Consider the following 24,302-nt stretch of genomic DNA (forward strand, 5'->3'; position numbering starts at 1 on the left):
GGCCGGTCATTCCCGCTGCGCCTTCAACGCCCGCCGCATCACGTCCCACATCCGCGGTTCGTTCATGTGCGCCACGTTGAACCGCATGAAGTCCGGCGCGGTCTCCGACGCGCTGAACACGTTGCCTGGCGCAAGCACCACGTCCTCTTCGAGCGCGGCGCGCGCAACGGCGGTGGCATCCTGCCTGCCGGCGAGGCGACACCAGAGGAAGAAGCCGCCGCGCGGCATCAGCCAGGGCTCCAGCCCCAAGGCGTGAAGCTTCCGCGCCATGTCGCGCCGCGTGCGTGTGAGCCTGTGCCTGAGCTCGTCCATGTGCTTGCGATAGCTGCCGCCGGCCAAAACCCTGGCGATGATGTCGGTTGCGACCGGGCTCGGGCCGCCAAAGCTGGTTGCGACCTGGAGATCGACGAGATGCTCGATCCAGTCGGCCCGCGCGGCGATGTAGCCGCAGCGCACCGAGGCCGAGAGCGTCTTGGAGAAGCTGCCGATGCGGATCACGCGGGCGAGCCCGTCGAGCGCGGCAAGACGCGGCGACCGCTCCGGCTCGAAGTCGCCAAAAATGTCGTCCTCGATAATGGTGAGGTCGTGTGCGGCGGCCAGGGTCAAAAGCCGGTGCGCGGTCGGCAGCGACAGCGTCGCGCCGGTCGGGTTGTGGAGTGCGGAATTGGTGATGTAGAGCCGCGGCCGCTCGGCGGCGAGGATCGCTTCGAAGCGGGCGACGTCGGGGCCCGCCGGCGTGTAGGGCACGCCGATGATCTTCACTTGATGCGCCCGCAGCAGCGCGCGAAAATTGAAATAGCAGGGATCGTCGACCAGCACCGTGTCGCCGGGGCGAAGCAGGAAGCGGCAGACGAGATCGGTTCCTTGCGTGCCTGAGCCCGTCAGCATGAGCTGGTCGATCGACGCCTCGATCGCGTCTTCGGCAAGGCGCGTCAGCAGCAGCCGGCGCAGTGCGAGGGAGCCGGATGTCGAGCCGTAATTGGTCAACACGCTCGCCTCAGTGCGGGCAAGCGCCCGAACGGCGCGGCGCAAGCCTTCCTCCGGCATCCAGTCCGGCGGCAGCCAGCCGCAGCCGGGCTTGAGCACGCTCTCATCGGCGTCGAGCGATTGCCGCGAGACCCAGAACGGATCGACCGCGCGGTCGCGTCGCGGTTCGACCTCGGTGAGCGCAAGCGGTGAGGTAACGGTCGGTGAGACGTAGAAGCCCGAGCCGCGACGGGCGCGGATCAGGCCTTCGGCTGCAAGCCGGTCATAAGCTTCCACGATAGTCGAGGGCGAAACACCCATCGTCAAGGCAAGGCTGCGTATCGAGGGCAGGCGGTCACCGGCACTGAGCGCGCGGCCGGCGACCTTGGCGCGGATTGCGCTCATCACATCGATCGTCCGCGTTCCGCCGCGACCCCTCGTTTGCGCCTCGCCGTCCAAAGTGTATTACCTTCCATATCCATACAGATTTGCTGGATTGTATTGGATTGTCGCTGTTTTCGCCACTGGGGAAGACCGAGTATCGCGGTCCAGAAAAGGCAAGGCGGACATGCAAACTGCGGGCAGTGGCTGGGCTAACGGACTTCTCGGCGTCATCATCTTCAGCGGCTCGCTGCCGGCAACGCGCGTCGCGGTCGGCGGATTCTCAGCGCTGTTCCTGACGTCCGCGCGCGCGGTCATCGCGGCGCTGATAGGCCTGGCTGTGCTCGGTCTGCTCCGTCAGGCCCGGCCGCAGCGAAAGGATCTCGTCTCACTCATCATCGTCTCCATCGGAGTCGTGGTCGGCTTCCCGCTGCTGACGGCGCTCGCACTTCAGCACATCACTTCCGCGCATTCGATCGTGTTCATCGGGCTGCTGCCGCTCTCGACCGCGATCTTCGCCGTGCTGCGCGGCGGCGAGCGGCCGAAGCCGATGTTCTGGCTGTTCGCAATCCTCGGCAGTGCAACCGTGGCGGGTTTCGCCTTGTCGAATGACGGCACCGCGTCACCCATCGGCGATCTCTTGATGGTCGCCGCGATCGTGCTGTGCGGGCTCGGCTATGCCGAGGGTGCTGCGCTGTCGCGCCGGCTCGGCGGCTGGCAGGTGATCTCCTGGGCGCTGCTGATCGCGCTGCCGCTGATGGTGCCGGTCATGCTCTGGACCTGGCCGTCGACATGGAGCGGCGTCAGTGCGCTGGCCTGGATCGGGCTCGCTTACGTCTCGATCTTCAGCATGTTCGTCGGCTTCATCTTCTGGTATCGCGGGCTCGCGATCGGCGGCATCGCGCGCGTCGGTCAATTGCAACAGCTCCAACCGTTCTTCGGCCTCGTGCTCGCCGGCTTCCTGCTGCACGAGCCCGTCGCATGGAGCATGATCACCGCGACCGCGCTCGTGGTGGTCTGCGTCTTCTTCGCGCGGCGGTTTGCCTGAGGCGGTTGCTTCACTCTCCTCCCATCACCGTCCGCGTCAGCGTGCTTCTTGCGAACTTCTTCAGCGGCATCGGCTTGCCGAACAGATAGCCCTGCACGAGGTCGAAACCGAGCTCATTGACGGCCATCAGATCGGCGCGGCTCTCGACGCCTTCGGCGACGGAGCGCGCGCCGTGGCCCTGCGCGAGCTCGACGATGTGACGGCACACCGTCCGCTTCAAACGATCATTGCCGCAACCGGTGACGAATTGCCTGTCGGCCTTCAGCTTGATGAAGGGAATCTTGTCCAGGCCCATCAGGTCGGGCCAGTTGGCGCCGAGATTGTCGACAGACAGGCCGATATTGTGGAAGCGCATCTCGCGCGCGATCTCGGTGAGGAATGCAAGATCTTGGATCGCCTCGTCGCTGGCGATCTCGATCGTCAGTCCGCCGAAGGCGGGATGCGTCGGCATCCGGCGGCAGAGATCGCGCACGGCCTGCGGTTCCTTCAGATAGGGCGTGGGCAGGTTGATCGACAGATCGACCGCGCTCTGCCGCTCCAGGAGATAGTGCCAGTCCTGCACGGCGCGATCGATCACGAACTCCGACAGGTCGCGGAAATGCGGATCGTGTGCTTCGGGGATGAAATAGGCCGGCGGCACCACGCCCCAGGTCGGGTGCCGCATCCGCACGAGCGCCTCGGCGCCGCAGCGGACCAGTGAGCGCGCGTCGATCTTCGACTGGTACCAGAGCTCGAGCCAGCCCGCATGCAGGGCCTCGCCGACATGCACGGCCGGGCTCGGTGCCGGCTCGTCCGGCAGCAGCATCGCGACGCGCTCGCGCAGCGTCTCGGCGGCAAAGGGCGTGGTCAGCGGCGGCAGCATCGCAAGTCCATATTCCTCGCCGACCTGCTGCACGGCTTTCACGATGATCGACTCGCGGGCGCCGACGGCCAGAACCTTGCCGTCGAAGGCCTCGCGCACCAGCGTCTCCAGGAATCGGCCGGGCTCGATGCCGTCGGCGGCGATGCCGAGCAGGATCAGGTCCGGCAGGCCCGTCGCGAGCATGGCTTGCAGCTCGTCCGCGCTGGCGCATTCGCTGGTGACGAAGCCGAGATCCTCGAGCACCTCGCTCATGAACGCGCGCAGATGGCGCTTGCCGTCGGCCACGCAAGCGCGCGGCATCATCTTCCGCCGTCCGAAGGTTTTGTGCCTCCGTCCGGCGAGCTCACCGATCTCATAGTCCATCGCAAACCACTCCCGTTCCGCGACGGTGTTTAGCGGCGCGGATGGCTTCAAATATGGAGAGCTTCAGCGCGAATGTTGAATTGTCCGGGTAACGTTAAAGCCGCCATCATTTGTAAAAGTGTTTGGATCTTCTTGCAGAAGTTTTCACATCTGCCCGCGCGTTGCGCGCCGGCTCGCGGCAATCCCCGAGAGATTTTTTCAAGACGCGGCGAGAGCATGCGCGGGGTCGTTGTCCCGCAATTGGACGAAGCTGCTTGCGCTTCGCCCAATTGAATAATGCGGGCTTCAATTAGCCATGGCTTTGTCGTGTTGAGCCGTGCCGGCCGCCTCGTAGTCGTAGGTTGGATAGAACTCGGTACGATAGGGGCCCCACGCAGTGTCCTCGATGATTCGGTTGACCTCGCGCAACCGCGATGCTGGCAGACGCAGCGTGATGACCTGGCCGATCCCCATCATGACGTACCAGCTCACGACTTCGACGCCCTGCGGCGGGAAGGCCTTGTAGAAACCCTGCTTGTCGAGTTGCGCATTCAGCTCGCTCAGCGGACGCGACTGGTCGTGCTTGAAGAAGACGGTGAGCAGGATGGCATTGTCCGCGCTCGGTGCGGCGCTACCTGGCGGCGGCGCGGTCTGTGCCATTGTCGTTGACGTGAGCGCGCATGCGCCCGCCAGCCAAATCATGGTCATTGCCATCATCGTCAACGTCAGTCGGATCGATCTCATCGCGAAGTTCCTTCCATCGCAGCATGCGATGCGGTGGAGGATAGAAGCGATACGCCCGGTCCATGAATTCATTTTCGCGCGATGCGCGCATGCGCGCCCTTCGCTCGTGACAGTGATGCGACAACGCCGCAAGTTTCCCGGCAGGTGAGTGTGAAGCACCTCACATGCGTATTGCTGCACCTGCGCTATTGGTCCGAGCAGCCGGTGGTGGGCTGTCAAGGATCGCAGCTATGACGACGCGGCGGTTGATGTATTGGTGGTTCAGGTTCGTGCTGTCAGGGCGATTTCTCGATCGCTTCCTGTGCCTGCCGCGCGCGCCGCATTAGCGCGCAGGGAAATCAGGTCGCCCCGATCAATTTGCGAAACGCCGCCGCGCCGTCCTGCACCGCGTCGCGGCCCTTCCAGGCCAGATAGCTCAGCTTGCCGCCCAGCGTGTCCTGGCTGCGCAGCCGTCGCGAGCCGAGGATGTGACCGACATTGGCGGGGAAGCGGCTGACTTCGGCCGACACCAGCGCCGCGATCGCGTCCATCAACTGCTGGAGCCGCACGCCCCATTCGCCACTCTCGATGCCGTCGATGCGGACCTTGAGCGCATGTTCGGCTTCGTAGATCTCGGTGAGCAGGTCGCGCGCGACGAGGAACCGGTTGTTGCGAAGTGCGATCCGCAAAGCGAGGCGCCTGTCGTCGAGCCGGTCGAGCACCATCTGGACAACGCAAGCATAAGGCGTGGCTGCGATGTCTGCGGCGCTTTTGCTCGAGGCCGCCTTTGTCGCGAGATAGATCAGTTGCCAGAATGTCTTCAGGCGCCGGGCCACCAGCGTCAGCGCAAACGGCAGCGCCGTGGGCATGGACTTCCTGAAGGCGTCGAGTTGTGCGGTGATCTGGGCGACCTGGCCGTCGTCGAATTTCGCGATTTGCTCGGGCAGCTTCTCGTTGAACTTCCGCAGCGCGTCGCCGGCGCGCAGCACTTGCAGCATCTTCTTCACGTCGTCGAAGGCGGTGCGCGAGGCCGTGTATTGCGCGAGCTTGCCGCGCGCGAACTCGGTACTCTCCGCTGAGGCGAGGGTGTTCTCGAGGACCTTGACGACCTTGGTCTGAAAGGTCGACGCGATCTTCAGCACTTCCTTCGGATTGTTGGCGGTGACCTGGTCGTTGATTGCCTTGACGTAGTCGCGGGCCATCGTCGGCAGCAGGTCGCGGCAGATCCACTCCCAGATCGGGGTCAGCGTGTTGCGCGAGATCCGTCCCGCATTGGCATGCTCGGGCGCGCCGTCGATCAGGAGCAGCTCGAGCGGGGCAAAGAAATAGCGTGAGGGATTGGTGGCGCGCGCGTGGGTCGATCCGTCCTTGCGAAATTCAGCGCGCAGCTTGGCCTGGACGCTGGACGAGCCCGGCATGTCGATGCCGCACAGTTCGAGCCGCTCGAGTTCGCTGAGCAGACAGCTGCGGGACAGCGGCGTCAGCTTCTGCAAGAACTCCGATAGTTGATCGATCTCGTTCATGGCACGCAATCTTCCGCAACGATCCCGCAGGCCGACCGGCCCAAAGCGTGGAGGCATTAGCGCGCTCTCAAGTGTGACATAGAGAAGCAAGCCGCCGTTAATTTATCCGTAAAATCCGGGGGGCTGGGATCCGGTATGGCGGCGATCGTTAAGAACGCTTTCGCTCTCCTGCCTATGATTTAGGCAGATTCATCAACCTTTGCATGGTCCCGGATGATGTCGCACAAGCACAAATTGTGCCGATGCCGGTCTTTCAGCACAAAACTGCCAAAATTCCCGTAGTCTTACGGAGAAAAAAGTTAACATCGATCAACACTGCTTCCGCTAAACGAATCACATGGGGTCACACAACGATACGGCCACTGATTCGCGGCCGTCGGAATGCTACGAAAACAGCACTTCTCGGCCTGAAGAGCTCGATTTCGTCCGGCTCAATGCGGCCCGCGCCAAAGCGGCCGACGAGATGGCCGCCGCCATCGCCCGCGAGCTCAATGGTCCCCTGACCGCACTCCTGCTCTACATGGGCGAGATCAAGCATCACAGCGATCAGCTCGCGCCGGTCTCGGGCGACCGCGCCTATTTGCGGCGCGTGGTGGAGAATGCGCTAGCGCAGACCGAGCGCGTCTGCGGCCTGGTCAAGCAGCTCGCCGGTCCTCACAAGGGCGGCGTGCCCACGCCGTCCACGACCGAGGATGCCGAGGGGAAGGCCGGCCGCGCGCAGCAGACGCCACGCGCAGCGAGTCCCGAGTTCTCGAGCCTGTCCGGCAAGCGACTGACCAAGCGCGAGCGCGAGGTGTTGAGGCTGATCAGCGAGGGCTATTCGAACAAGCAGGGCGCGCTGCGGATGCAGATCAGCCCGCGCACCTTCGAGAGCCATCGGGCCGAAGCGATGCGCAAGCTCGGTGCGCGCAACACTGCGGATCTGGTCCGCGCGGCGTTGCTGCATTCGATCGATTGAGGCTGTGGTGTTGCGCCGCCGGGCGGCGCCTTGGCCAAGGTCTTGAGGGCGGCTGGAGAGAGCGGATCTCGCTCAGAAATAATCTTCAGCGAAAGGTCGCACGCGCGAGGTGGGCCGCAACGCCTTGGGCTCGTCCTTCGGCGTATTCGGGATGATCGTGATGATCCAGCGCGGAGGGATGCTCGATTCCTGCTCCAGCACCGAACGCACGAAGCCGGTCACTGTCGACTCGCCCGCCTTCACTGTCGCCATCCGGCCGTTGAACTGTGCGATGCGGAAGCGACGGACTTCTTTCTGGTCCGCAGTCTCATAGGTGAACATCGAAACCCTCCTGGTTTCCGGCGACTATCGCCACCTATGATTAGTCTTATGTGAAAATCGTAAACCGTATAAGTACGGCGGGGATGTACGCGGGGCGTCAATCCTGCGGTTCCTGCTCCCGCGCGGCCGCGAAGGCCGCATCCATCCGTTCCAGCAGATCACAAAATTCGGCGTCGCCAAGCGCGTCTGCGGTTCTCTCCAGCTGCTGCGCAAGCGTCGCGAGCCGGAGATAGCCGAACGTCCTGGCGGCACTCTTCAGCGAATGCGCCTCGCGACCGATCTTGCTGCGATGCTGGGCCAGTTCGAGCGTCCGGAACTGTTTGAGTCGCGCGCTTGTGTCGCTCCAGAACACGGCGCGGACCTCGCCGGCGCCGTCCTCGCCGATCTCGCGCACGAGCGCGTCGAACGCGCCAGGCTCGCGCAGCGGTTCAGGTTCGCGCAAGGGAGCGGTGTCGCCCTGTGCGGGCGCGAAAGCGGCTTCGAACATGATTGTCCCGGTCCCAATTGTGCGAATCGCGGGCCCTGAGGCCGCGAGACGTCGGGGATGTCTACGGCATTCCGATTTCGGTTCTGGTCACGAGACGCGCGGTGTTTGCAGGCGGCCGGAAGCACTTGCTTTACCATGCGCGTTCGCGGCTCGTCAGGACCCGAGCAGCCTGTCGTATTGGCCCTTCACCGTCGCGTAGCATTCGCACGCGGTCTGGCGCAGTCCATCCAGGTTGAGGATCTGGATGTGTCCGCGGCTGTAGTGGATGAAATTGGCATGCTGCAGCGTATTGGCGACCAGCGACACGCTGTTGCGCCGTGCCCCGATCATCTGCGCCATCGCCTCCTGGGTCAGCAGCAGCCGGTACTCGCCCGAGAGGTCATGGGTGTGGAGCAGGCAGCGCGACAGCCGCGCCTCCACGGGATGGGCGGCGTTGCAGCCCGCGGTCTGCTGGACCTGGGCGTAGACCGCCAGCCCGTGCCGCGTCAGCAGCGTCCGCAGGGTGGTGCTCTGATCGGCAGCGATGCGCAGCCGGTCGAGGTCCATCACCGATGCCGCGCCGGGAACCAGCACGACCGCCGTGTTCAGCGCGCAGGCATCGCCCATGGTCGAGAGAGTCCCGAGCAGGCTGTCGCGCCCGATCATGGCGACCTGGACATGCTCGCCCTTGGCGAGTTTCACGACCAGCGAGATCACGCCACGGTGCGGGAAGTAGGCGCGCTTGAGCGTCTCGCCGGTCTCGACCAGCACGGCGTCATGCGGCAGGTCGACCGCGCGCAGATGCGGACGGATCAATTCATAATCGTCCGCCGACAGCGCCGACAGGAAACCGTTGGATGGGCGCACAATCGCTTCCAAAGCTGCCTCCAGTCTCCTTCGCCGGCCAACGCCGGTCGACGAATTCACCATCCCTTGCAGGAGCAAGTTCCATCATCTTCCCGTCGGGATATATTGGCAAATGGTTCATTGTTCACGGACAAGGTTCAGCAATCAGCCGATACCGTCTTGTGTGCACCTCGGCATTCAGCCAGTCGCGCGCTGGCGTCATCGCGGGGCCGCCAACAAGCGCGCGCGGTGGGCCTTAACGGCGGAACGGCAGTTGCAGGACGTCGTCTCCAGCGCGCGCAAATCGGTGATTTCGATCTGGCCCCGGCTGTAACGAATGATGCCGGCCTGTTGCAGCGCATGCGCGACGAGTGAAATGGCGTTGCGCCTGACGCCCATCATCTGAGCCAGAGCCTCCTGCGTCAGCGGAAGGATCTCGCTGTCGGACAGCTCTCGGGCCCGCAGCAGCCAGCGCGCCAGTCGCGCCTCGACCGGGTGCAGCGTATTGCAGAGCAGCGATTGTTGCGCATGCGCGAGCAGGACCTGCTCATGTCGGATCATCAGGCTGCGGAACTGGACGCTCGCCATCGTGGCAGTTCGAAAAGCCGCAATTTCAATCACGGAAGCCGTGCCGGGGAAGAGTACGGCGGCGTCCGCCAGCGCGATCCCGTCGGCAAGCGCCGCACCGCCGCCGACGACGCTATCGCGGCCCAGCATCGCGACCTCGATGGTCTGTCCGTCGGAGAGGGCCACCGTGATTGAAACGGTTCCATTGTGTGGAAAGTAGACCCGTCTCAGCGCGGCGCCTGCTTTGCCCAAGACAGTCTCTCTGACCATTTCAACAGTGGTGAGATGGGGACGCAGCAGATCGAAATCCGCGGCGTCGAGCATTTGCAGCAACTGGTTGGGCGGTGGGCCGCTCGCGGTCATGCAGGATCAATCCAGCGCGTTCCATTTGTCATCGGCGCGCACCTCAAAATCCAGTTGCGCGACGGCATAATTATATTGTCAAGGTTGTATTGATGTCGATATACCCGCTGGAGGGCAGACAGCTGTCGCATTTGCGGCGGAAATAAGAATTGCGTACTGATTCGCGGATGTGCCCGGCACACCGATCCTGCGTCGCGGCCGGGAAAATGCGGCAAGGGGGCTTTATGAGCCGGCAGCCGGTGGAAGACATTGCGTCCACGATGCCATCGGATTTCAGCCGATCCGCGCAGTGCTGCTTGTCCGCCAACTCTTTTCAGCCGTCAGCGATTGCTTCGAGCCATTGCGTGGCGCGACCGCAAATTCTGCGTCGCGCCCGTTTGTCCATCGCGCGAGGCCAACCGCACGCGCGGCCATCACCATTTCGATCCAAGCCAGAGGAGAAAGGCGTGCCTCACGGTTCAATTGTTGAATCTCCGAAGCGGGAAACTCAAACGGGGACTGAGAGTCTGCACCATATCCTCGTTGTCGACGACGAGCCGATGGTGTGCACGGCCATCGAGATCTATCTCCAGCGACGGAATTTCAGGGTGACAATTGCGGACGGAGGAGAAGCGGGGCTTCGTGCTCTCGAACACGACCAGTTCGATCTGATGATCATCGACATCTTCATGCCGCATATGCGCGGGTTCGAATCAATCCGGCTCTTCCACGACCGTGCGCCCGCCATTCCTTTGATCGCGATGTCCGGCTACGCCTTCGCAGATCTGGACTCGCCTGCGCCCGATTTCCAGAGGATGGCGCTGGAGCTCGGCGCGGCGCGCTGCCTGCGCAAGCCGTTCACGCCGGATGCGCTCTCGGCCGCGATCAGGGATTGCCTCGCGGAGCATCGTGCCGCTGCTGCGCGGTTGGGTTAGCGCAGCATCGCTCGCGCCGGCCGGGGAGTAAGCGTCCGTTTACCGCAAGTGCAATGCTTGCGGATTTCAGCAGACGATCGGCAGACGGTCGCGCGCGCGGTTCCGATTGCGGGTGATTTGATTCAATTCGCGCGACCCGTGCATATCGGCCTTTGCCAGCAGTATTTTTTTGCGCTCGTCGTGACGCTGTTAGCGGCACGTTTACCTGTCGCGTTTGGCGCATGAAGCGCGTCGCCGGATTTGCCGAAAGCCGCAGCCGCATGCAGTCGAACAGCAAACTTCTCTTCAATATCCGTATTAGCACGGAGGCTGAGATTAACGCGACCGTGAAATGGGATGTCTAACGATCTAGGACCGGGCTTCCGCCGATTCCATGCGCGGCTCAGGCGTCGAAGTCCAGATCAGTAAGGCCTATCCCATGGATGATCTGTTGCGGGAGTTTTTGACGGAGACCAGCGAGAGCCTGGACACCGTCGACAATCAACTGGTGAAGTTCGAGCAGGAGCCGAACAACGCCAAGATCCTGGATAACATCTTCCGTTTGGTCCACACCATCAAGGGCACGTGCGGCTTCCTCGGTTTGCCGCGTCTGGAAGCGCTGGCGCATGCCGGCGAGACCTTGATGAGCAAGTTCCGCGACGGCATGCCGGTGACGGCCGGCGCGGTGACGGTGATCCTGGCCTCGATCGACCGCATCAAGGAAATCCTGGCCGGGCTGGAAGCGACCGAAGCCGAGCCCGAAGGCACCGACCGCGATCTCATCGACAAGCTGGAAGCGATGGTCGAGCAGGGCATGGCGACAATGTCCGCGTCGGCGCAGCCGATCGCTGCTGCTCCTGTCACGGAAGCGCCGCCGCTGGTGCCGGAAGCGCCGGTTGCCGCTGCGCCCGCACCCGCAAAAGACATGACCCAAGGTGCGTTGATCGACCAGACCCTGGAGCGCCCGTTGCGCCCGGGCGAAGTGTCGCTCGACGATCTCGAGCGCGCCTTCCGCGAGACCGCGATCGAAGCGCCGGCGCCCGTTGCCAAGGCCGAAGCAAAGGCCGAGCCGGTTACCGAGGCTCCGGCCCCGGTCGCCGCCAAGGAAACCGCCAAGGAAGCAAAGCCGGCCAAGGAAAAGGTTGCCGCCAAGAAGTCGGCAGCCGAGGAGGGCGCCTCGGAGGGCGACCGCATCGCCAACCAGTCGATCCGCGTCAACGTGGACACGCTGGAACATCTGATGACCATGGTCTCCGAGCTGGTGCTGACCCGCAACCAGCTGCTCGAGATCTCCCGCCGCAACGAGGACACCGAGTTCAAGGTGCCGTTGCAGCGCCTCTCCAACGTCACCGCCGAGCTGCAGGAAGGCGTCATGAAGACGCGCATGCAGCCGATCGGCAATGCCTGGCAGAAGCTGCCCCGCATCGTCCGCGATCTGTCGAGCGAACTCGGCAAGCAGATCGAGCTGGAGATGCACGGCGCCGACACCGAGCTCGACCGCCAGGTGCTCGATTTGATCAAGGACCCGCTCACCCACATGGTGCGCAACTCCGCCGATCATGGCCTCGAGACCCCCGCCGAGCGCCTCGCCGGCGGCAAGGGCGAGCAGGGCACCATTCGTTTGTCCGCCTATCACGAAGGCGGCCACATCATCATCTGCATCGCCGACAACGGCCGGGGTCTGAACACCGACAAGATCAAGGCCAAGGCGATCTCCTCCGGTCTCGCCACCGAGTCCGAGCTCGAGAAGATGTCGGAAGCCCAGATCCACAAGTTCATCTTCGCGCCGGGCTTCTCGACCGCAGCCGCCATCACCTCGGTCTCCGGCCGCGGCGTCGGCATGGACGTGGTCCGCACCAATATCGACCAGATCGGCGGCACCATCGACATCAAATCGGTGGCCGGTGAAGGCTCCTCCGTCACCATCAAGATCCCGCTGACCCTGGCGATCGTCTCGGCGCTGATCGTGGAAGCCGCCGGCGACCGCTTTGCCATTCCCCAGCTCTCGGTCGTCGAGCTGGTGCGTGCCCGCGCCAACTCGGAGCACCGCATCGAGCGCATCAAGGACACCGCGGTGCTCCGGCTCCGCAACAAGCTGTTGCCGCTGATCCACCTGAAGAAGCTCTTGAAGATCGACGACGGCGCCGCCAGCGATCCCGAGAACGGCTTCATCGTGGTCACCCAAGTCGGCAGCCAGACTTTTGGTATCGTCGTCGATGGCGTGTTCCACACCGAAGAGATCGTGGTCAAGCCGATGTCCACAAAACTGCGCCACATCGACATGTTCTCGGGCAACACGATTTTGGGCGATGGCGCCGTCATCATGATCATCGACCCCAACGGCATTGCCAAGGCGCTCGGCGCCGCCGGCTCCTCGGCCCATGACATGGCCGATGACAATGGCGCGCACCATGTCGGCTCGGGCGAGCAGACCACTTCGCTGCTGGTGTTCCGCGCCGGCTCGTCCCAGCCCAAGGCGGTCCCGCTCGGGCTTGTCACCCGCCTGGAAGAGCTCCCGGCCGACAAGATCGAGTTCAGCAACGGCCGCTACATGGTGCAGTACCGCGAGCAATTGATGCCGCTCGTCGCCATGGAGAGCGTCACCATCGCCAGCCAGGGCGCCCAGCCGATCCTGGTGTTCTCCGACGACGGCCGCTCCATGGGCCTCGTCGTCGACGAGATCATCGACATCGTCGAGGAACGGCTCAACATCGAGGTCGGCGGTTCCAGCCATGGCATCCTCGGCTCGGCCGTGATCAAGGGCCAGGCCACCGAAGTGATCGACGTCGGCCACTTCCTCCCGATGGCGTTCTCCGACTGGTTCACCCGCAAGGAGATGAAGCCGTCGCTGCACTCGCAGTCGGTGCTGCTGGTCGACGACAGCGCCTTCTTCCGCAACATGCTGGCCCCCGTCCTCAAGGCCGCGGGCTACCGCGTCCGCACCGCGCCGACCGCGCAGGAGGGCCTGGCCGCGCTGCGCGCGCAGACCTTCGACGTGGTCCTGACCGACATCGAGATGCCCGACATGAACGGGTTCGAGTTCGCGGAAGTTATCCGCTCCGACAGCAATCTCGGCGCGATGCCGATCATCGGCCTGTCGGCGCTGGTGTCGCCGGCGGCGATCGAGCGCGGCCGTCAGGCCGGCTTCCACGATTATGTCGCCAAGTTCGACCGTCCCGGTCTGATCGCGGCGCTGAAGGAACAGACCGCGGGCGCCGCCGGCGCCTCCGAGCTGAGCCGGGCGGCTGCGTAAGCGGGACCAAGGAGACACCAGATGAGCAAGAAGATGCAAGTTGGCGAAGGCGCCATGGTCGAATACGTCACCGCGATGATCGGTGGCCAGCTGTTCGGCCTGCCGATCTCCCGGGTCCAGGACGTGTTCATGCCCGAGCGCGTCACCCGCGTGCCCCTGTCCTCGCGCGAGATCGCGGGTGTGCTGAACCTGCGCGGCCGCATCGTCACCGTGGTCGACATGCGCGCCCGCCTCGGCCTGCCCAAGCCCGAGGACGGCAAGCCGCCGATGGCGGTCGGCGTCGATTTGCGCGGTGAATCCTATGGCCTCCTGATCGACCAGATCGGCGAAGTGCTGCGGCTTGCCGAGGACAACAAGGAAGAAAACCCCGTCAACCTCGACCCCCGCATGGCCAAGCTCGCCGGCGGCGTCCATCGCCTCGACGGACAGCTCATGGTCGTCCTCGACGTCGATCGCGTGCTCGAACTCAAGACCGAAGTGCAAATGGCCGCGTGAGCCAACGAAACATCGAAGCCGGAGAACCAATATGAAGACATGTTTGGTGGTCGATGATTCCAGCGTCGTGCGCAAGATCGCACGCCGGATCCTGGAAGGCCTGGAATTCGAAGTCACAGAAGCCGAGGACGGCTCGAAAGCGCTCGAGGTCTGCCAGCGGAAGCTGCCGGACGCGGTGCTGCTCGACTGGAACATGCCGGTCATGGACGGCTTCGAGTTCATGGGCCACATGCGCCGCCTGCCCGGCGGCGACCAGCCCAAGGTGGTGTTCTGCACCACCGAGAACAACGTGGCTCATATCGCTCAAGCGCTCAGCGGCGGCGCCAACGAGTACATCATGAAGCCCTTCGACAAAGACATTATCGCCGACAAGTTCGCTGAAGTCGGCTTGATCCCGGTCGGACAAACCATGGTCTGAGTGTGTCTGGCTGGAGTGTTTTGGCCAGAGTGTTCCCAGTAAAGCTTCCGAGAGGCTACCCGTGACCCCGACCGAGTATGAGTATCTGCGCAAGTTCCTGAGGGACCACTCCGGTCTCGATCTATCCGCAGACAAGCAGTATCTGATCGAAAGCCGACTGCTGCCGCTCGCACGCAAAGCCAATCTCTCCGGCATCGGCGAGCTTGTACAGAAGCTGCAAGGCGGTTCGAGCGCGCTGATCACCAACGTGGTCGAAGCCATGACCACCAACGAGACCTTCTTCTTCCGCGACAAGGTCCCGTTCGATCATTTCCGCGACACCATCATGCCGGAAGTGATCAAGGCGCGTGCCGGTCGCCGCAGCGTGCGCATCTGGTGCGCCGCCGGTTCGACCGGGCAGGAACCCTATTCGCTGGCGATGAGCCTGAAGGAGATGGGCGCGGCCCTCACCGGCTGGCGCGTCGAGATCATTGCGACCGATTTGTCGCAGGAAGTGCTGGAGAAGGCCAAGGCCGGCATCTACAGCCAGTTCGAGGTGCAGCGCGGTCTGCCGATCCAGATGCTGATGAAGTATTTCAAGCAGACCGGCGAGACCTGGCAGGTCAATCCCGAGCTGCGCGCGATGATCCAGCACCGGCAGCTCAACCTGCTGCACGATTTCGCCCAGCTCGGCACCTTCGACGTCATCTTCTGCCGCAACGTTTTGATCTATTTCGACCAGGACACCAAGATCAACATCTTCAACCGTCTGGCGCGCCAGATCGAGGGTGACGGCTTCCTGGTGCTGGGTGCGGCCGAAACCGTGGTCGGCTTGACCGACACGTTCAAGCCGATCCCGGAACGTCGCGGCCTCTACAAGCCGAACGATCCGCGTGCTGCAGCGGCCAGGCCGGCTGTTGCCGTTGCCGCGCCGCCGCGCATGGCGGTGTTGGCAGGACGATAAGCATGGCAGAGGATGGAAAAGGTGCGGAACGGGTGACGTTCAGTCGTGGCTATGATGTCTGCATCATGGCCATCGACGGCACCTGGCGCCGCGACTGCAAGCTGAACGCGATTTCCGACACCGACGCCATCCTCACGGTGGAGGGATCTATCCAGGGGTTGAACCTGAAGGAGTTCTTCCTGCTGCTGTCGTCCACCGGGCTGGCCTATCGCCGTTGCGAACTGGTGCGCGTCAACGGCGCCGAGATGGACATCCAGTTCCTGCGCGGCAAGAACCGGAAGAAGCGTGGCGCGGCCAGCGGCCATGATGCCGCGGCCTGATCGGCGCGCGCCTGCCGTCGCAGGTCCCGACACGTTGCTTTACATTTGCTGAAACATCCGAACGAATTTGCCGCAACGACTTTACGTGGCCTAAGCGCGCCCCGTGTATCGATTGCCGGTCTCAATCTCAGGGTCCGGTAATGCCAAGAAGCTCTCTCTCTTCCGTCACGTCAAACCTGCCCGACGTCGCTGAGCGGCGCGCGCTCCAGCTCCTGGTCGTCGACGACGACGCTACCCAGCGCAGCCTGATCACGGTCGCCGCCAAGCACGCCGGACACGAAGTCACCGTGGCGCCGTCGGTTGCGGAGGCGATCGAAAAGCTCCGCGCCGCGCGCTTCGATTGTGTGACCCTCGATCTCGTGCTGGAGGACGGCGACGGCATCGACGTGCTGCGCGAGATGGCGGCGGCGAAATTCGCGGGCTCGGTGATCGTGATCAGCGGCATGGACGGGAAGCGCCGCAGCGCCGCGCGCAGCTTCGCCCGCTCCGTCGGCATCGAGCTTCAGAGCCTGCCGAAGCCGCTGGATCTCGCGGCGCTCCGCATCAGCCTCGCCAATCTTGGCAAGACGGCAATGGGCCTGCCGGCGATCCATACCTGGGGCGGCATCGCCACCGACGCAATCGTCGAACGGCACCGCGCGTAAGGCGCGGAACAGTTATGCGATGTGGTGCTGCGGGTTCGCCGCACCCATCGCGATCTCTGCCACGTTGCCCCGGATTCCAACATGCACTGCAGGGCGTAGCCAAGGGCTCCCCGACAAGCATCGAGCGCGGCGCTCGCCGTGGCATAACAGGGCGTGACATCGTCCAGAACAAAGATGTCCGCGCTACCTATAACCCCGCTCTCGACCTGCTGTTCCATCGCCGCATCGATCGAGCGCATGTTAATCGATCCGCGCGATCAGAGCGCGAAGGCGAGAGAGAGGGCATGCCCGCAAAATTTGGCACGGAAATTCTCCGTCCCCCGCAATTCGGCACTTCGCCGCTACTTGTGCGTTAAGTCCATGTCCCGTACAAATACGGGTGGGCTGAATCTGCGCCGGACGCCATAACGGTTGGTGCGGACGCGAGTCCTTAATGCCAAATGGGATTGGCACAGATGGATTTGGCACATGGCCGAACAAACCACTCGTGGTGAAATCTTCGTGGTCGACGACGACCCTGCCGTTCGCGACACCCTGTCGATGGTGTTGAAGGGGGCGGGCTATGAAGTGATCTGCTTCGCGGACGGCGCAGCGCTGCTCTCTGTCGCGCGAAACCGCACACCGGCTGCGATCCTGCTTGACGTGAACATCCCCGGAAAGTCAGGCCTCGACATTCTCAAGGAACTGCAGGGCGAGGACTATCCGGCGCCGATCTTCATGATCTCCGGGCAGGGTGACATCGCGATGGCGGTGGGCGCCATCAAGAGCGGCGCGCTCGACTTCATCGAGAAGCCGTTCCGCGGCAGCGAGATCGTCGGCCGGCTGGACGAGGCGATCGGCGCTTATGCACGCAGGCAGGCGGAGAACGCGTCGCCGAAATTCGGTTCGCTGCATTTCCCCGGACGCGAGCCGTTGACCCGCAGGGAACGCGAGGTGCTCGAGCAGTTCGCCGCCGGCGCCTCCAACAAGGAAGCCGGCCGCACGCTCGGCATCAGCCCGCGCACGATCGAGGATCACCGCGCCAACATCATGAAGAAGCTCGGCGCGCGCAATGCGGCCGATCTGATCCGCATCGTGATGACCGCGGCGCAGCGCGCGTCGTAAAGTTTCTCGGTAGAGTTTTCGTAGCCCGGGTGAGCGAAGCGATACCCGGGAACGCTGCCGCGGAGTTCCAGATGTCGCTTCGCTCATCCGGGCTGCGACCTCACCCGCCCAGCGCCTTGCGGATGATCCGCGCAAGATCGGATTTGCGGTAGGGCTTTGCCAGCAGCAGCACGCCCGAATCCAGCCGACCGTGATGGATGATCGCATTCTCGGTATAGCCGGACGTGTAGACCACCCTGAGATCGGGGCGCGTCTTCAGCACCTCGTCGGCGAGCTGTCGTCCGTTCATCTTGCCGGGCATGATCACGTCGGTGAACAGCAGGTCGAACGGCTTTCCGCTAGCGACGATGACGAGCGCCTCGGCGGCGTTCGCCGCTTGCAGGGTGACGTAGCCCAGCGAATGCAGTTGCGCCAGCACGTAGTCGCGCACCAGCCGGTCGTCCTCGACCACGAGGATCGTCTCGTGCCCACCCTCGATCGACGCCGGCGTCACGCCTTCGGCGACTGGCGTCGGCGTCTTGCCGGGCGGCAGGTACATCTTGATCGTGGTGCCGTGGCCCTCCTCGCTGTAGATCTTGATATGGCCCGCGGACTGCTTGATGAAGCCGTAGACCATGGAGAGCCCGAGCCCGGTGCCCTTGCCTGGTCCCTTCGAGGTGAAGAAGGGATCGAACACCCTGGCCAGCATGTTGGCGGCGATGCCCGAGCCGGTGTCGCTCACGGCGATCAGCACGTAGTGTCCGGGCGGGACGTCGTTGGCGCTGGCATAAACCTCGTCGAGATAGGCGGCGCCGGTCTCCACGATCAGCTTGCCACCCCCCGGCATGGCGTCGCGGGCGTTGAGTGCGAGGTTGAGGATCGCCGTGGTGAGCTGGTTGGGATCGACGATCGCGACGCAGCTTTCGTCCTCGAACACGGATTCGATCTGGATCTGCTCGCCGAGCGTCGGCCGCAACAGCTTGGCGGTGTCGATGATCAGCGAGTTGATATCAATCTCGCGCGGCTGCAGCGGCTGCTTGCGCGCGAACGCGAGCAGATGCTGGGTCAGCTCGGCGCCGCGCCCGGCCGCCTCGTCGATCATCTTGGTGATCGCGGCAAGCTCCGGCTCCCTCGCCACCGCATCCGCCAGGATCTCGATCGTTCCGGTGATGACGGTGAGGATGTTGTTGAAATCATGCGCCACGCCGCCGGTGAGCTGGCCGACCGCCTCCATCTTCTCGGCATGGCGGATGCGCTCCTCGGAGGCGATCTTGTCGGTGAGGTCGCGGTAGAACACGTTGAACAGAATGCCCTCGCGGCGCCGCAGCGCCGTGACGCTCAGCTCGGCCTTGAATTCCTTGCCGTCGCGGTGGTGAACCATGAGTTCGCGGCGGCGGTTGAGCATCTGGCCGTCCGCGGATTCGAGGAAACGCGCGAGGCCCGCCTTGACTCTCTCGCGCTCACTTTCTGCGACGGTGAGCTCGACCGAGTTCTTGCCGAGCGCCTCGTCGCGCCGCCATCCGAACAGCTCTTCGGCGCGTGAGCTCCATACGAGGATGGTGCTGTGTTCGTCGGTCTGGACGAAGGCATCGAGCGAGGTCTCGACAATGTTGCGCGCGAGCAGCTCGCTTTCGCGCAAGGACTCCTCGGCGTGCCTCGCCTCGGTCATGTCGCGCCCGACAAAGAAGAAGCGCTTGGCCTGATCCGACCAATTGCCGAGCCAGGACAGCCAGACCTCGCGCCCGTCCTTGTGGAAGCAGCGGGTGTCGGCGAGCTTCGGGTGCCCGCCGTGCCGGAGCGCGCGCATCTCCTCGCGGGATTGCTCGAGATGGGCGGGGTGGATGAAATCGGCGCCGCTGCGGCCGATCATCTCGTCCGGCCGGTAGCCGAGAACGGTCTCGCTGCTCGGGCTGATCTGCACGATATGGCCCCGCGAGTTCATGATCATGATCAGATCCTGCGAGGCGTCGAACAGCTGCCGCCGCTCCTCGAGCTGCTGTCGCAGCGCGCGCTCGGTCCGTCGTGCATCCGTGAGGAGGCGGGCCGAGCCGGATGCGCCGATGATCTCGCCCGATGCGCCCCTGATCGGCGAAAGGCTGACCGAGATTTCGACCGGAGTGCCGTTTCTGCGCTGGCGCACGGTTTCGAAATGTTCGATCCGCTCGCCCCTTTCAATCCGCCGAAGATAGTCCTTGCCTTCTTCGCGCCGATCGGACGGCAGGATGATCGAGGTCGGCTGTCCGACCGCCTCCTCGGCCGAATAGCCGTAGAGGCGTTCGGCCGCCGCGTTCCATCCGATAATGATGCCGTCGAGCGTTTGCAGGACGATCGAATCATCGGAGGATTCGACCGCCGCGCTGAACAGGCGTTCGCGCACGGCGAGCTGATCGCGGACGGCCTCGGTGCGCCGCCGCTCCTGGACTTCATATTCCAGCGCCGACGTCTTGGACTTGGTCTCCTCGACCATTTGGGCAAAGGCCCGTGCCAGCATGCCGGTCTCGCCGGGGGCGTCAATCGGTATCGCGGCGGGCTTGCCGTGCCCGATCGCCTCGACCGCCGCGGTGAGCCGCCCGATCGGCCGGGTCAGCGATCGCGCCAGCAGCAAAGCAAGCGCGGCGGCGACCAGCATAGCGATGATGCCGATCGTAAGACTCGTCTGCTCGATGATGACGGCGGGTGCCATGAAGACGGCGTAGGGGACGACGCGGATGATGCCGACCCATTGTCCCTCGGCCAGGATCGCGGGCGCGATCGCGGTGCCGGTCGGCCTGCCATCGCTGCCCGGCACGACTTGGGTGGCGCCCTGGGTCGATCCGGTGATGCCAGCGAAATAGGGGAAATCGTCCTGCCAGCGCGTCGGCGTCCCCAGTTGCGAGCCGAACTCGCGGGTCCGATCGGGGTGCACGATATAGTCGCCGTTGCGGCCGACGACGTACACCTGCTCGCCGCGCCGGCCTGTTATCCGAATGCGGTCGAACACCTGACGCATGTCGACATTGACGACGACGACGCCGAACAGCCGGTGATCGGATCCGTATAACGTCCCGGCGACGCGCAATGTCGGGACGTAAGGCATCTGTATCGCGCCGTTGTCGACGTTCAGATCGACCGGAGAGACATAGACCTGGTCTTCGCCCAGCTTGATCGCGTCCTGGAAGAAGAAGCGATCGTCCTTGTTTTGCAGCGCATCGTCGGGAAAGATCCGTACCGATCCGTTCGGGCCGGTGCGGTCGACGCGCAGATATTCGCTGCCATCGGCGCTGATGATGCGAAGCTTCGCGTAAGTGGGGTGGGCTTCGACATCGGCGACGGCGCGCGTCAACAGCCGCCCGCGCCAGGTCTTTTCAGACAGGTGATCAACTGGATCGATGCCGTCGTTGAAATGGGCATCGATCATGCTGCGCACGGTGGCTTGAAAGTGGAACGTCGTGATGTCGGCCCGCGCGCCGCTGGTCTGGACTTCCAGCTGGGAGGCCAGCAGCCCCGACTGGGTTTCGATGCGGTCGATCACCCGCGGCAGGAAGGCCCGTTCCAGGCTGTAATGGCTTAGCCACCCGACCGCGGAGACCGCAACCGCGACCAGCAGAATCATCGCGATGGCCAGCCGGGTTGCGAGGGTCATGATGGCCTTTGCGCCGCGTCGAGAATGGACTCCAATGTTCTGCACCAGCGCGACATGGATGGTCCCGTCATCGGCTGCCGGCGCCGACATTGGGCAGCGGCGGGGATGATGATTGCGATGATTTCAGGCAGCCGTCGACAGCCGCCAGCAATGCGTCGGCCCGGAATGGTTTCTGCAGGCTCGCGACCGCGCCGAGCTTGGTCGCCATGCTCAGGAAGTCCGGCTCGGCATAGGCGTCCGGCGTGATCGAGCGACCGGAAATGACGACGATCGGAATGGCGGGTTGCAGCGCCCGGACGTGGCGCATTGTCTCCAGCCCGTCCATGCCGGGCATGAAGATGTCGAGGAACAGCAGGTCGAACTGGTTGGCCTCGAAAAGTACGATCCCCTTGCGGCCGTCGCCGGCGACCGTCACGTGATGACCGGTCCGCTCCAGAAGCAGCCGGATCGTAAGCTGTACGGCCGGGTCGTCATCCACGATCAGGATGTTGGCCACGTCAAAAACCTCCGGGTCGGGCAGGGAAGTTCCCCGCGACCCAAATCAAAGCATCAAATGCGAAATTGTTGCGCGGATTGCGCCCTGCCTGCAAGCACTTCGCGGTCGATGCGAATGGTGGGCGCCCCGTCTGGCGCGGGCCATATGCATGCTTGAGTGCAGATAGCCCCAGCAGCCTTGCGCCCGCGCCTAGTCGGTGAGGTGCTCAGGATAGCGTTCCCTGATCTTGTCCAGCTCGCTCAGCGTGCCTGACAGATGCTTGCGCAGATGCTGTTGTGCAGCATCGGCGTCTGCGGCCTCGATCGCGCGCGTGATCAGCTTGTGATGGCGCACGATATTCTGGGCCTTGCCGGGCGAGGGCAAATGCAGCCGGCGCAGCCGGTCGATATGCCCACTGCGGCTGCGCACCAGCATCCACAGATCCTGCTTTCCGGCGGCGACGTAGAGCTGGGCGTGAAAATCGTTGTCGCCGGCCATGAACGCCTCGAACTCGCCGGCCTTCGCGAATTGCTGTTGCAGTGCGATGGCGTGGTCCAGGCGAATGATCAGGGACGGATCAGGATTGGCTGCAAGCAGCCGGACGATCTCCAGCTCCAGCGCCTGGCGCAGGAAATGCGCCTGTTGCGCGCGGTCGACGTCGATCTGGCTGACCACGGTCGCATGCTGCGGAAACACGTCGACCAGGCCCTCTTCCTCGAGCCGCATCAGCGCGTCGCGCACCGGCGTCGAGCTGACGCCGAATTGGCCGGCGAGCTCGGCACGCGACAGCGGCGCGCCCGGCGGCAATTCCAGGGCGATGATCGCATTGCGCAGCCGCTCGAACACCTGCGGCGCGGCCTGCCGGGCGCGATCGAGACGTGTGGCCGTGCGCGGCGCGGGATGGGCGGATTCCATGGCGGCGGCTCCGGCGGACTTGCCTTTGATGCACTAATGCATTAGTGCATCAGCTAGGCCGCTCGTCAATGGCGACCGGAGGAAACGAACAACAATGATGAAGCAATTCCAGATTGGCCTTGCCGCCATCGTCTTGATCGCCGCAACGGCCTTGCCGGCGCAGGCGCAGCAGAAGTCCGAGATTTCGCTGTCGCGGCAGCCCGGCATTTTCTACATGCCGAGCCACATCATGGAGAAGCAGAAGCTGATCGAGAAGCATGCAGCTGCTCTCGGCGTGTCCGGCGTCACCACCAAATGGATCACCTTCTCCGGCGGCGGGGCGCAGACCGATGCGCTGCTTGCGGGCGGCGTCGACATCCTCAACACCGGCACGGGCAATCTGCTGCTGCTGTGGGACCGGACCCGCGGCGGCGTGAAGGGAATCGTCGCGACCTCGGCGCAGCCGATGACACTGATCAGCCGCGACGCCAACATCAAGTCGATCAAGGATTTTGGCCCGACCGACAAGATCGCGGTTCCGACGGTGAAGATTTCGACCCAGGCGATCGTGCTTCAGATCGCGGCGTCTGAGGCCTTCGGCGCCGATCAATGGGCGAAGCTCGACGTCAACACGGTTCAGCTCGGCCATCCCGATGCCTATGCGGCGCTCTCCAATCCCAAGCACGAGGTGCACAACCATTTCTCGATCCCGCCGTTCACGTTCCTCGAGTTGAAGAACGTCCCGGGTGCGCATGTCGTGCTGAATTCTCCGGATGTGATGGGCGGCCCGCTCAGCCAGGCGCAGTTCTTCACCACGACCAAATTCGCCGACGCCAATCCCAAGATCATCCAGGCCGTGCGTGACGCAACCAAGGAAGCGCAGGATCTGATCCGCAGCGACACCAAACAGGCCGTCGAGATCTACAAGGAGATCACCGGCGACAAGACTTCGGTGGAAGAGCTGCTCGACCTCCTCAAGGAGCCCGGCATGATGGAGTGGAATCTCGAGCCGCAAGGCACGATGAAATTCGCCGCCCATCTCTACAAGACCGGCACGCTGAAGATGCAGCCCAAGGCCTGGACCGATTATTATCTTCCCGTCGCGCACGACCTGAAAGGCAACTGATGGCGCTGCTCGACGTCAGCGGGGTGACGCTGCGCTACAAGACCTCCAGCGCCGTCGTCACCGCCACCGAAAGGGTGAGCTTCACCGTCGACAAGTCCGACCGCTTCGTGCTGCTCGGGCCGTCCGGCTGCGGCAAGTCGACTTTGCTCAAGGCCGTCGGCGGCTACATGACGCCCAGCGAAGGCCGCATGAGCATCAACGACCGCGAGATCCGCGGCCCCGGCGCCGACCGCATGATGATCTTCCAGGAGTTCGACCAGCTGCTTCCCTGGAAGAGCGTGCTCGCCAACGTGATGTTTCCGCTGCTCACCGCGCGAAAATTGTCGCGCAAGGACGCCGAGGCCCGCGCGCGGGCCTATATCGAGAAGGTCGGCCTCACCCGCGTGGTCGACGCTTATCCGCACACGCTCTCCGGCGGCATGAAGCAGCGCGTCGCGATCGCGCGCGGCATGGCGATGGAGCCGGACATTCTGCTGATGGACGAGCCGTTCGCCGCCCTCGACGCGCTGACGCGGCGGACCTGCCAGGACGAGCTGCTGCAGCTCTGGAGCGAGACCAAGTTCACCGTGCTGTTCGTCACCCATTCGATCGCGGAAGCGATCCGTATTGGCAATCGCATCCTGCTGTTGTCGCCGCATCCCGGCCGGGTCAAGGCCGAGGTAGTCGATGTCGACAAGGTCTCCAATGACGATGGCAGCGCCGGCCGGCTAGAGAAGGAGATCCACGATCTCCTGTTCGCCGCCGAAGCAACGGCGCATTGAGGGAGCCTC

24 protein-coding genes are annotated in these 24,302 nt (G+C 63.9%); 12 read left to right on the top strand and 12 right to left on the bottom strand.

The genetic code is table 11. From position 1 onward, the window contains the following. Positions 1-6 precede the first annotated feature (6 nt). Entirely contained in the window at positions 7-1,371 is a 1,365-nt protein-coding gene (locus tag ACPPVR_RS02530; RefSeq protein ID WP_426612725.1) for a PLP-dependent aminotransferase family protein, read from the bottom strand. 163 nt (positions 1,372-1,534) lie between these two features. Between ACPPVR_RS02530 and ACPPVR_RS02535 the strand changes: the two genes are divergently transcribed. Then, positions 1,535-2,395, top strand: coding sequence for a DMT family transporter (locus ACPPVR_RS02535; protein WP_426612726.1), 861 nt, complete (start codon positions 1,535-1,537; stop codon positions 2,393-2,395). Between the two features lie 10 nt (positions 2,396-2,405). On the opposite strand, the gene ACPPVR_RS02540 is transcribed toward ACPPVR_RS02535, so the two are convergent. From ACPPVR_RS02540 to ACPPVR_RS02555, 4 genes are all read right to left on the bottom strand, one after another. Continuing rightward, positions 2,406-3,620 carry an EAL domain-containing protein gene (locus tag ACPPVR_RS02540; RefSeq protein ID WP_426612727.1) on the bottom strand — a complete coding sequence of 405 codons (1,215 nt, stop codon included), beginning with the start codon at positions 3,618-3,620 and terminating at the stop codon, positions 2,406-2,408. Between the two features lie 285 nt (positions 3,621-3,905). After that, positions 3,906-4,316 (bottom strand): hypothetical protein, encoded by a 411-nt coding sequence (locus ACPPVR_RS02545; protein ID WP_426616309.1) that lies wholly within the window; start codon positions 4,314-4,316, stop codon positions 3,906-3,908. Further along, positions 4,231-4,434, bottom strand: coding sequence for a hypothetical protein (locus tag ACPPVR_RS02550; RefSeq protein WP_426616344.1), 204 nt, complete (start codon positions 4,432-4,434; stop codon positions 4,231-4,233). The genes ACPPVR_RS02545 and ACPPVR_RS02550 overlap by 86 nt, the downstream gene beginning before the upstream one ends. A 247-nt stretch (positions 4,435-4,681) precedes the next feature. Next, complete coding sequence (locus ACPPVR_RS02555; protein ID WP_426612728.1) at positions 4,682-5,845, bottom strand: hypothetical protein; 1,164 nt, start codon at positions 5,843-5,845, stop codon at positions 4,682-4,684. A gap of 337 nt (positions 5,846-6,182) precedes the next feature. On the opposite strand from ACPPVR_RS02555, the gene ACPPVR_RS02560 reads away from it, so the two are divergent. Continuing rightward, a complete protein-coding gene (locus tag ACPPVR_RS02560; RefSeq protein WP_426612729.1) occupies positions 6,183-6,803 on the top strand; it encodes a response regulator transcription factor in 621 nt (206 codons plus the stop codon). A gap of 72 nt (positions 6,804-6,875) precedes the next feature. Here ACPPVR_RS02560 and ACPPVR_RS02565 read toward each other — a convergent pair whose 3' ends face one another. From ACPPVR_RS02565 to ACPPVR_RS02580, 4 genes are all read right to left on the bottom strand, one after another. Next, entirely contained in the window at positions 6,876-7,124 is a 249-nt protein-coding gene (locus ACPPVR_RS02565) for a hypothetical protein (RefSeq protein ID WP_426612730.1), read from the bottom strand. A gap of 97 nt (positions 7,125-7,221) precedes the next feature. Continuing rightward, positions 7,222-7,611 (bottom strand): Hpt domain-containing protein, encoded by a 390-nt coding sequence (locus ACPPVR_RS02570; RefSeq protein WP_426612731.1) that lies wholly within the window; start codon positions 7,609-7,611, stop codon positions 7,222-7,224. A 153-nt stretch (positions 7,612-7,764) separates the two neighbouring features. Next, a complete protein-coding gene (locus ACPPVR_RS02575) occupies positions 7,765-8,520 on the bottom strand; it encodes a Crp/Fnr family transcriptional regulator (RefSeq protein ID WP_426616310.1) in 756 nt (251 codons plus the stop codon). A gap of 135 nt (positions 8,521-8,655) precedes the next feature. Then, the gene (locus ACPPVR_RS02580) at positions 8,656-9,366 is read right to left on the bottom strand and encodes a Crp/Fnr family transcriptional regulator (RefSeq protein ID WP_426612732.1); all 711 of its coding nucleotides are present in this window, start codon (positions 9,364-9,366) and stop codon (positions 8,656-8,658) included. Between the two features lie 506 nt (positions 9,367-9,872). On the opposite strand from ACPPVR_RS02580, the gene ACPPVR_RS02585 reads away from it, so the two are divergent. The 8 genes from ACPPVR_RS02585 to ACPPVR_RS02620 all read left to right on the top strand — a co-directional run bounded on the left by ACPPVR_RS02585 (position 9,873) and on the right by ACPPVR_RS02620 (position 17,436). Continuing rightward, positions 9,873-10,280: a response regulator gene (locus ACPPVR_RS02585; protein ID WP_426616311.1), complete on the top strand. Its 408-nt coding sequence runs from the start codon at positions 9,873-9,875 to the stop codon at positions 10,278-10,280. 418 nt (positions 10,281-10,698) lie between these two features. Continuing rightward, complete coding sequence (locus ACPPVR_RS02590) at positions 10,699-13,512, top strand: hybrid sensor histidine kinase/response regulator (RefSeq protein WP_426611058.1); 2,814 nt, start codon at positions 10,699-10,701, stop codon at positions 13,510-13,512. 21 nt (positions 13,513-13,533) lie between these two features. Then, positions 13,534-14,007: a chemotaxis protein CheW gene (locus ACPPVR_RS02595; RefSeq protein WP_426612733.1), complete on the top strand. Its 474-nt coding sequence runs from the start codon at positions 13,534-13,536 to the stop codon at positions 14,005-14,007. A 31-nt stretch (positions 14,008-14,038) separates the two neighbouring features. Further along, a complete protein-coding gene (locus tag ACPPVR_RS02600; RefSeq protein WP_247434992.1) occupies positions 14,039-14,425 on the top strand; it encodes a response regulator in 387 nt (128 codons plus the stop codon). 61 nt (positions 14,426-14,486) lie between these two features. Then, positions 14,487-15,368, top strand: a complete 882-nt coding sequence (locus tag ACPPVR_RS02605; protein WP_426612734.1) for a CheR family methyltransferase — start codon at positions 14,487-14,489, stop codon at positions 15,366-15,368. Between the two features lie 2 nt (positions 15,369-15,370). Continuing rightward, the gene (locus ACPPVR_RS02610; RefSeq protein ID WP_195801700.1) at positions 15,371-15,688 is read left to right on the top strand and encodes a PilZ domain-containing protein; all 318 of its coding nucleotides are present in this window, start codon (positions 15,371-15,373) and stop codon (positions 15,686-15,688) included. A 140-nt stretch (positions 15,689-15,828) separates the two neighbouring features. Continuing rightward, positions 15,829-16,332, top strand: coding sequence for a response regulator (locus tag ACPPVR_RS02615; protein ID WP_426612735.1), 504 nt, complete (start codon positions 15,829-15,831; stop codon positions 16,330-16,332). Positions 16,333-16,800: 468 nt separating this feature from the next. Then, a complete protein-coding gene (locus ACPPVR_RS02620; RefSeq protein ID WP_426612736.1) occupies positions 16,801-17,436 on the top strand; it encodes a response regulator transcription factor in 636 nt (211 codons plus the stop codon). Between the two features lie 100 nt (positions 17,437-17,536). Here the strand turns inward: ACPPVR_RS02620 and ACPPVR_RS02625 are convergent, their stop codons facing one another. The 3 genes from ACPPVR_RS02625 to ACPPVR_RS02635 all read right to left on the bottom strand — a co-directional run bounded on the left by ACPPVR_RS02625 (position 17,537) and on the right by ACPPVR_RS02635 (position 22,427). After that, positions 17,537-21,037 carry a PAS domain S-box protein gene (locus tag ACPPVR_RS02625; protein ID WP_426612737.1) on the bottom strand — a complete coding sequence of 1,167 codons (3,501 nt, stop codon included), beginning with the start codon at positions 21,035-21,037 and terminating at the stop codon, positions 17,537-17,539. Positions 21,038-21,104: 67 nt separating this feature from the next. After that, positions 21,105-21,533 (bottom strand): response regulator, encoded by a 429-nt coding sequence (locus tag ACPPVR_RS02630; protein ID WP_426612738.1) that lies wholly within the window; start codon positions 21,531-21,533, stop codon positions 21,105-21,107. 189 nt (positions 21,534-21,722) lie between these two features. Further along, positions 21,723-22,427: a GntR family transcriptional regulator gene (locus tag ACPPVR_RS02635; RefSeq protein WP_426612739.1), complete on the bottom strand. Its 705-nt coding sequence runs from the start codon at positions 22,425-22,427 to the stop codon at positions 21,723-21,725. Positions 22,428-22,521: 94 nt separating this feature from the next. Here ACPPVR_RS02635 and ACPPVR_RS02640 point away from each other — a divergent pair, with 94 nt between their 5' ends. Together ACPPVR_RS02640 and ACPPVR_RS02645 are read left to right on the top strand one after the other, a co-directional pair. Then, complete coding sequence (locus ACPPVR_RS02640; protein ID WP_426612740.1) at positions 22,522-23,532, top strand: ABC transporter substrate-binding protein; 1,011 nt, start codon at positions 22,522-22,524, stop codon at positions 23,530-23,532. Next, complete coding sequence (locus tag ACPPVR_RS02645; RefSeq protein WP_426612741.1) at positions 23,532-24,293, top strand: ABC transporter ATP-binding protein; 762 nt, start codon at positions 23,532-23,534, stop codon at positions 24,291-24,293. Before ACPPVR_RS02640 ends, ACPPVR_RS02645 begins: the two co-directional genes overlap by 1 nt. The last annotated feature ends 9 nt before the right edge of the window (positions 24,294-24,302 follow it).

Origin of the sequence: Bradyrhizobium sp. McL0616, from assembly GCF_049993385.1 — a bacterium.
Lineage (GTDB): Bacteria > Pseudomonadota > Alphaproteobacteria > Rhizobiales > Xanthobacteraceae > Bradyrhizobium.

What these genes read in the sequence shown, in the direction of transcription:
- ACPPVR_RS02530 (WP_426612725.1), bottom strand. Translation starts at nt 1,371, where the DNA reads ATGAGCGCAATCCGCGCCAAGGTCGCCGGCCGCGCGCTCAGTGCCGGT.
- ACPPVR_RS02535 (WP_426612726.1), top strand. Translation starts at nt 1,535, where the DNA reads ATGCAAACTGCGGGCAGTGGCTGGGCTAACGGACTTCTCGGCGTCATC.
- ACPPVR_RS02540 (WP_426612727.1), bottom strand. Translation starts at nt 3,620, where the DNA reads ATGGACTATGAGATCGGTGAGCTCGCCGGACGGAGGCACAAAACCTTC.
- ACPPVR_RS02545 (WP_426616309.1), bottom strand. Translation starts at nt 4,316, where the DNA reads ATGATGGCAATGACCATGATTTGGCTGGCGGGCGCATGCGCGCTCACG.
- ACPPVR_RS02550 (WP_426616344.1), bottom strand. Translation starts at nt 4,434, where the DNA reads ATGCGCGCATCGCGCGAAAATGAATTCATGGACCGGGCGTATCGCTTC.
- ACPPVR_RS02555 (WP_426612728.1), bottom strand. Translation starts at nt 5,845, where the DNA reads ATGAACGAGATCGATCAACTATCGGAGTTCTTGCAGAAGCTGACGCCG.
- ACPPVR_RS02560 (WP_426612729.1), top strand. Translation starts at nt 6,183, where the DNA reads ATGGGGTCACACAACGATACGGCCACTGATTCGCGGCCGTCGGAATGC.
- ACPPVR_RS02565 (WP_426612730.1), bottom strand. Translation starts at nt 7,124, where the DNA reads ATGTTCACCTATGAGACTGCGGACCAGAAAGAAGTCCGTCGCTTCCGC.
- ACPPVR_RS02570 (WP_426612731.1), bottom strand. Translation starts at nt 7,611, where the DNA reads ATGTTCGAAGCCGCTTTCGCGCCCGCACAGGGCGACACCGCTCCCTTG.
- ACPPVR_RS02575 (WP_426616310.1), bottom strand. Translation starts at nt 8,520, where the DNA reads ATGGTGAATTCGTCGACCGGCGTTGGCCGGCGAAGGAGACTGGAGGCA.
- ACPPVR_RS02580 (WP_426612732.1), bottom strand. Translation starts at nt 9,366, where the DNA reads ATGACCGCGAGCGGCCCACCGCCCAACCAGTTGCTGCAAATGCTCGAC.
- ACPPVR_RS02590 (WP_426611058.1), top strand. Translation starts at nt 10,699, where the DNA reads ATGGATGATCTGTTGCGGGAGTTTTTGACGGAGACCAGCGAGAGCCTG.
- ACPPVR_RS02595 (WP_426612733.1), top strand. Translation starts at nt 13,534, where the DNA reads ATGAGCAAGAAGATGCAAGTTGGCGAAGGCGCCATGGTCGAATACGTC.
- ACPPVR_RS02600 (WP_247434992.1), top strand. Translation starts at nt 14,039, where the DNA reads ATGAAGACATGTTTGGTGGTCGATGATTCCAGCGTCGTGCGCAAGATC.
- ACPPVR_RS02610 (WP_195801700.1), top strand. Translation starts at nt 15,371, where the DNA reads ATGGCAGAGGATGGAAAAGGTGCGGAACGGGTGACGTTCAGTCGTGGC.
- ACPPVR_RS02615 (WP_426612735.1), top strand. Translation starts at nt 15,829, where the DNA reads ATGCCAAGAAGCTCTCTCTCTTCCGTCACGTCAAACCTGCCCGACGTC.
- ACPPVR_RS02620 (WP_426612736.1), top strand. Translation starts at nt 16,801, where the DNA reads ATGGCCGAACAAACCACTCGTGGTGAAATCTTCGTGGTCGACGACGAC.
- ACPPVR_RS02625 (WP_426612737.1), bottom strand. Translation starts at nt 21,037, where the DNA reads ATGACCCTCGCAACCCGGCTGGCCATCGCGATGATTCTGCTGGTCGCG.
- ACPPVR_RS02635 (WP_426612739.1), bottom strand. Translation starts at nt 22,427, where the DNA reads ATGGAATCCGCCCATCCCGCGCCGCGCACGGCCACACGTCTCGATCGC.
- ACPPVR_RS02640 (WP_426612740.1), top strand. Translation starts at nt 22,522, where the DNA reads ATGATGAAGCAATTCCAGATTGGCCTTGCCGCCATCGTCTTGATCGCC.
- ACPPVR_RS02645 (WP_426612741.1), top strand. Translation starts at nt 23,532, where the DNA reads ATGGCGCTGCTCGACGTCAGCGGGGTGACGCTGCGCTACAAGACCTCC.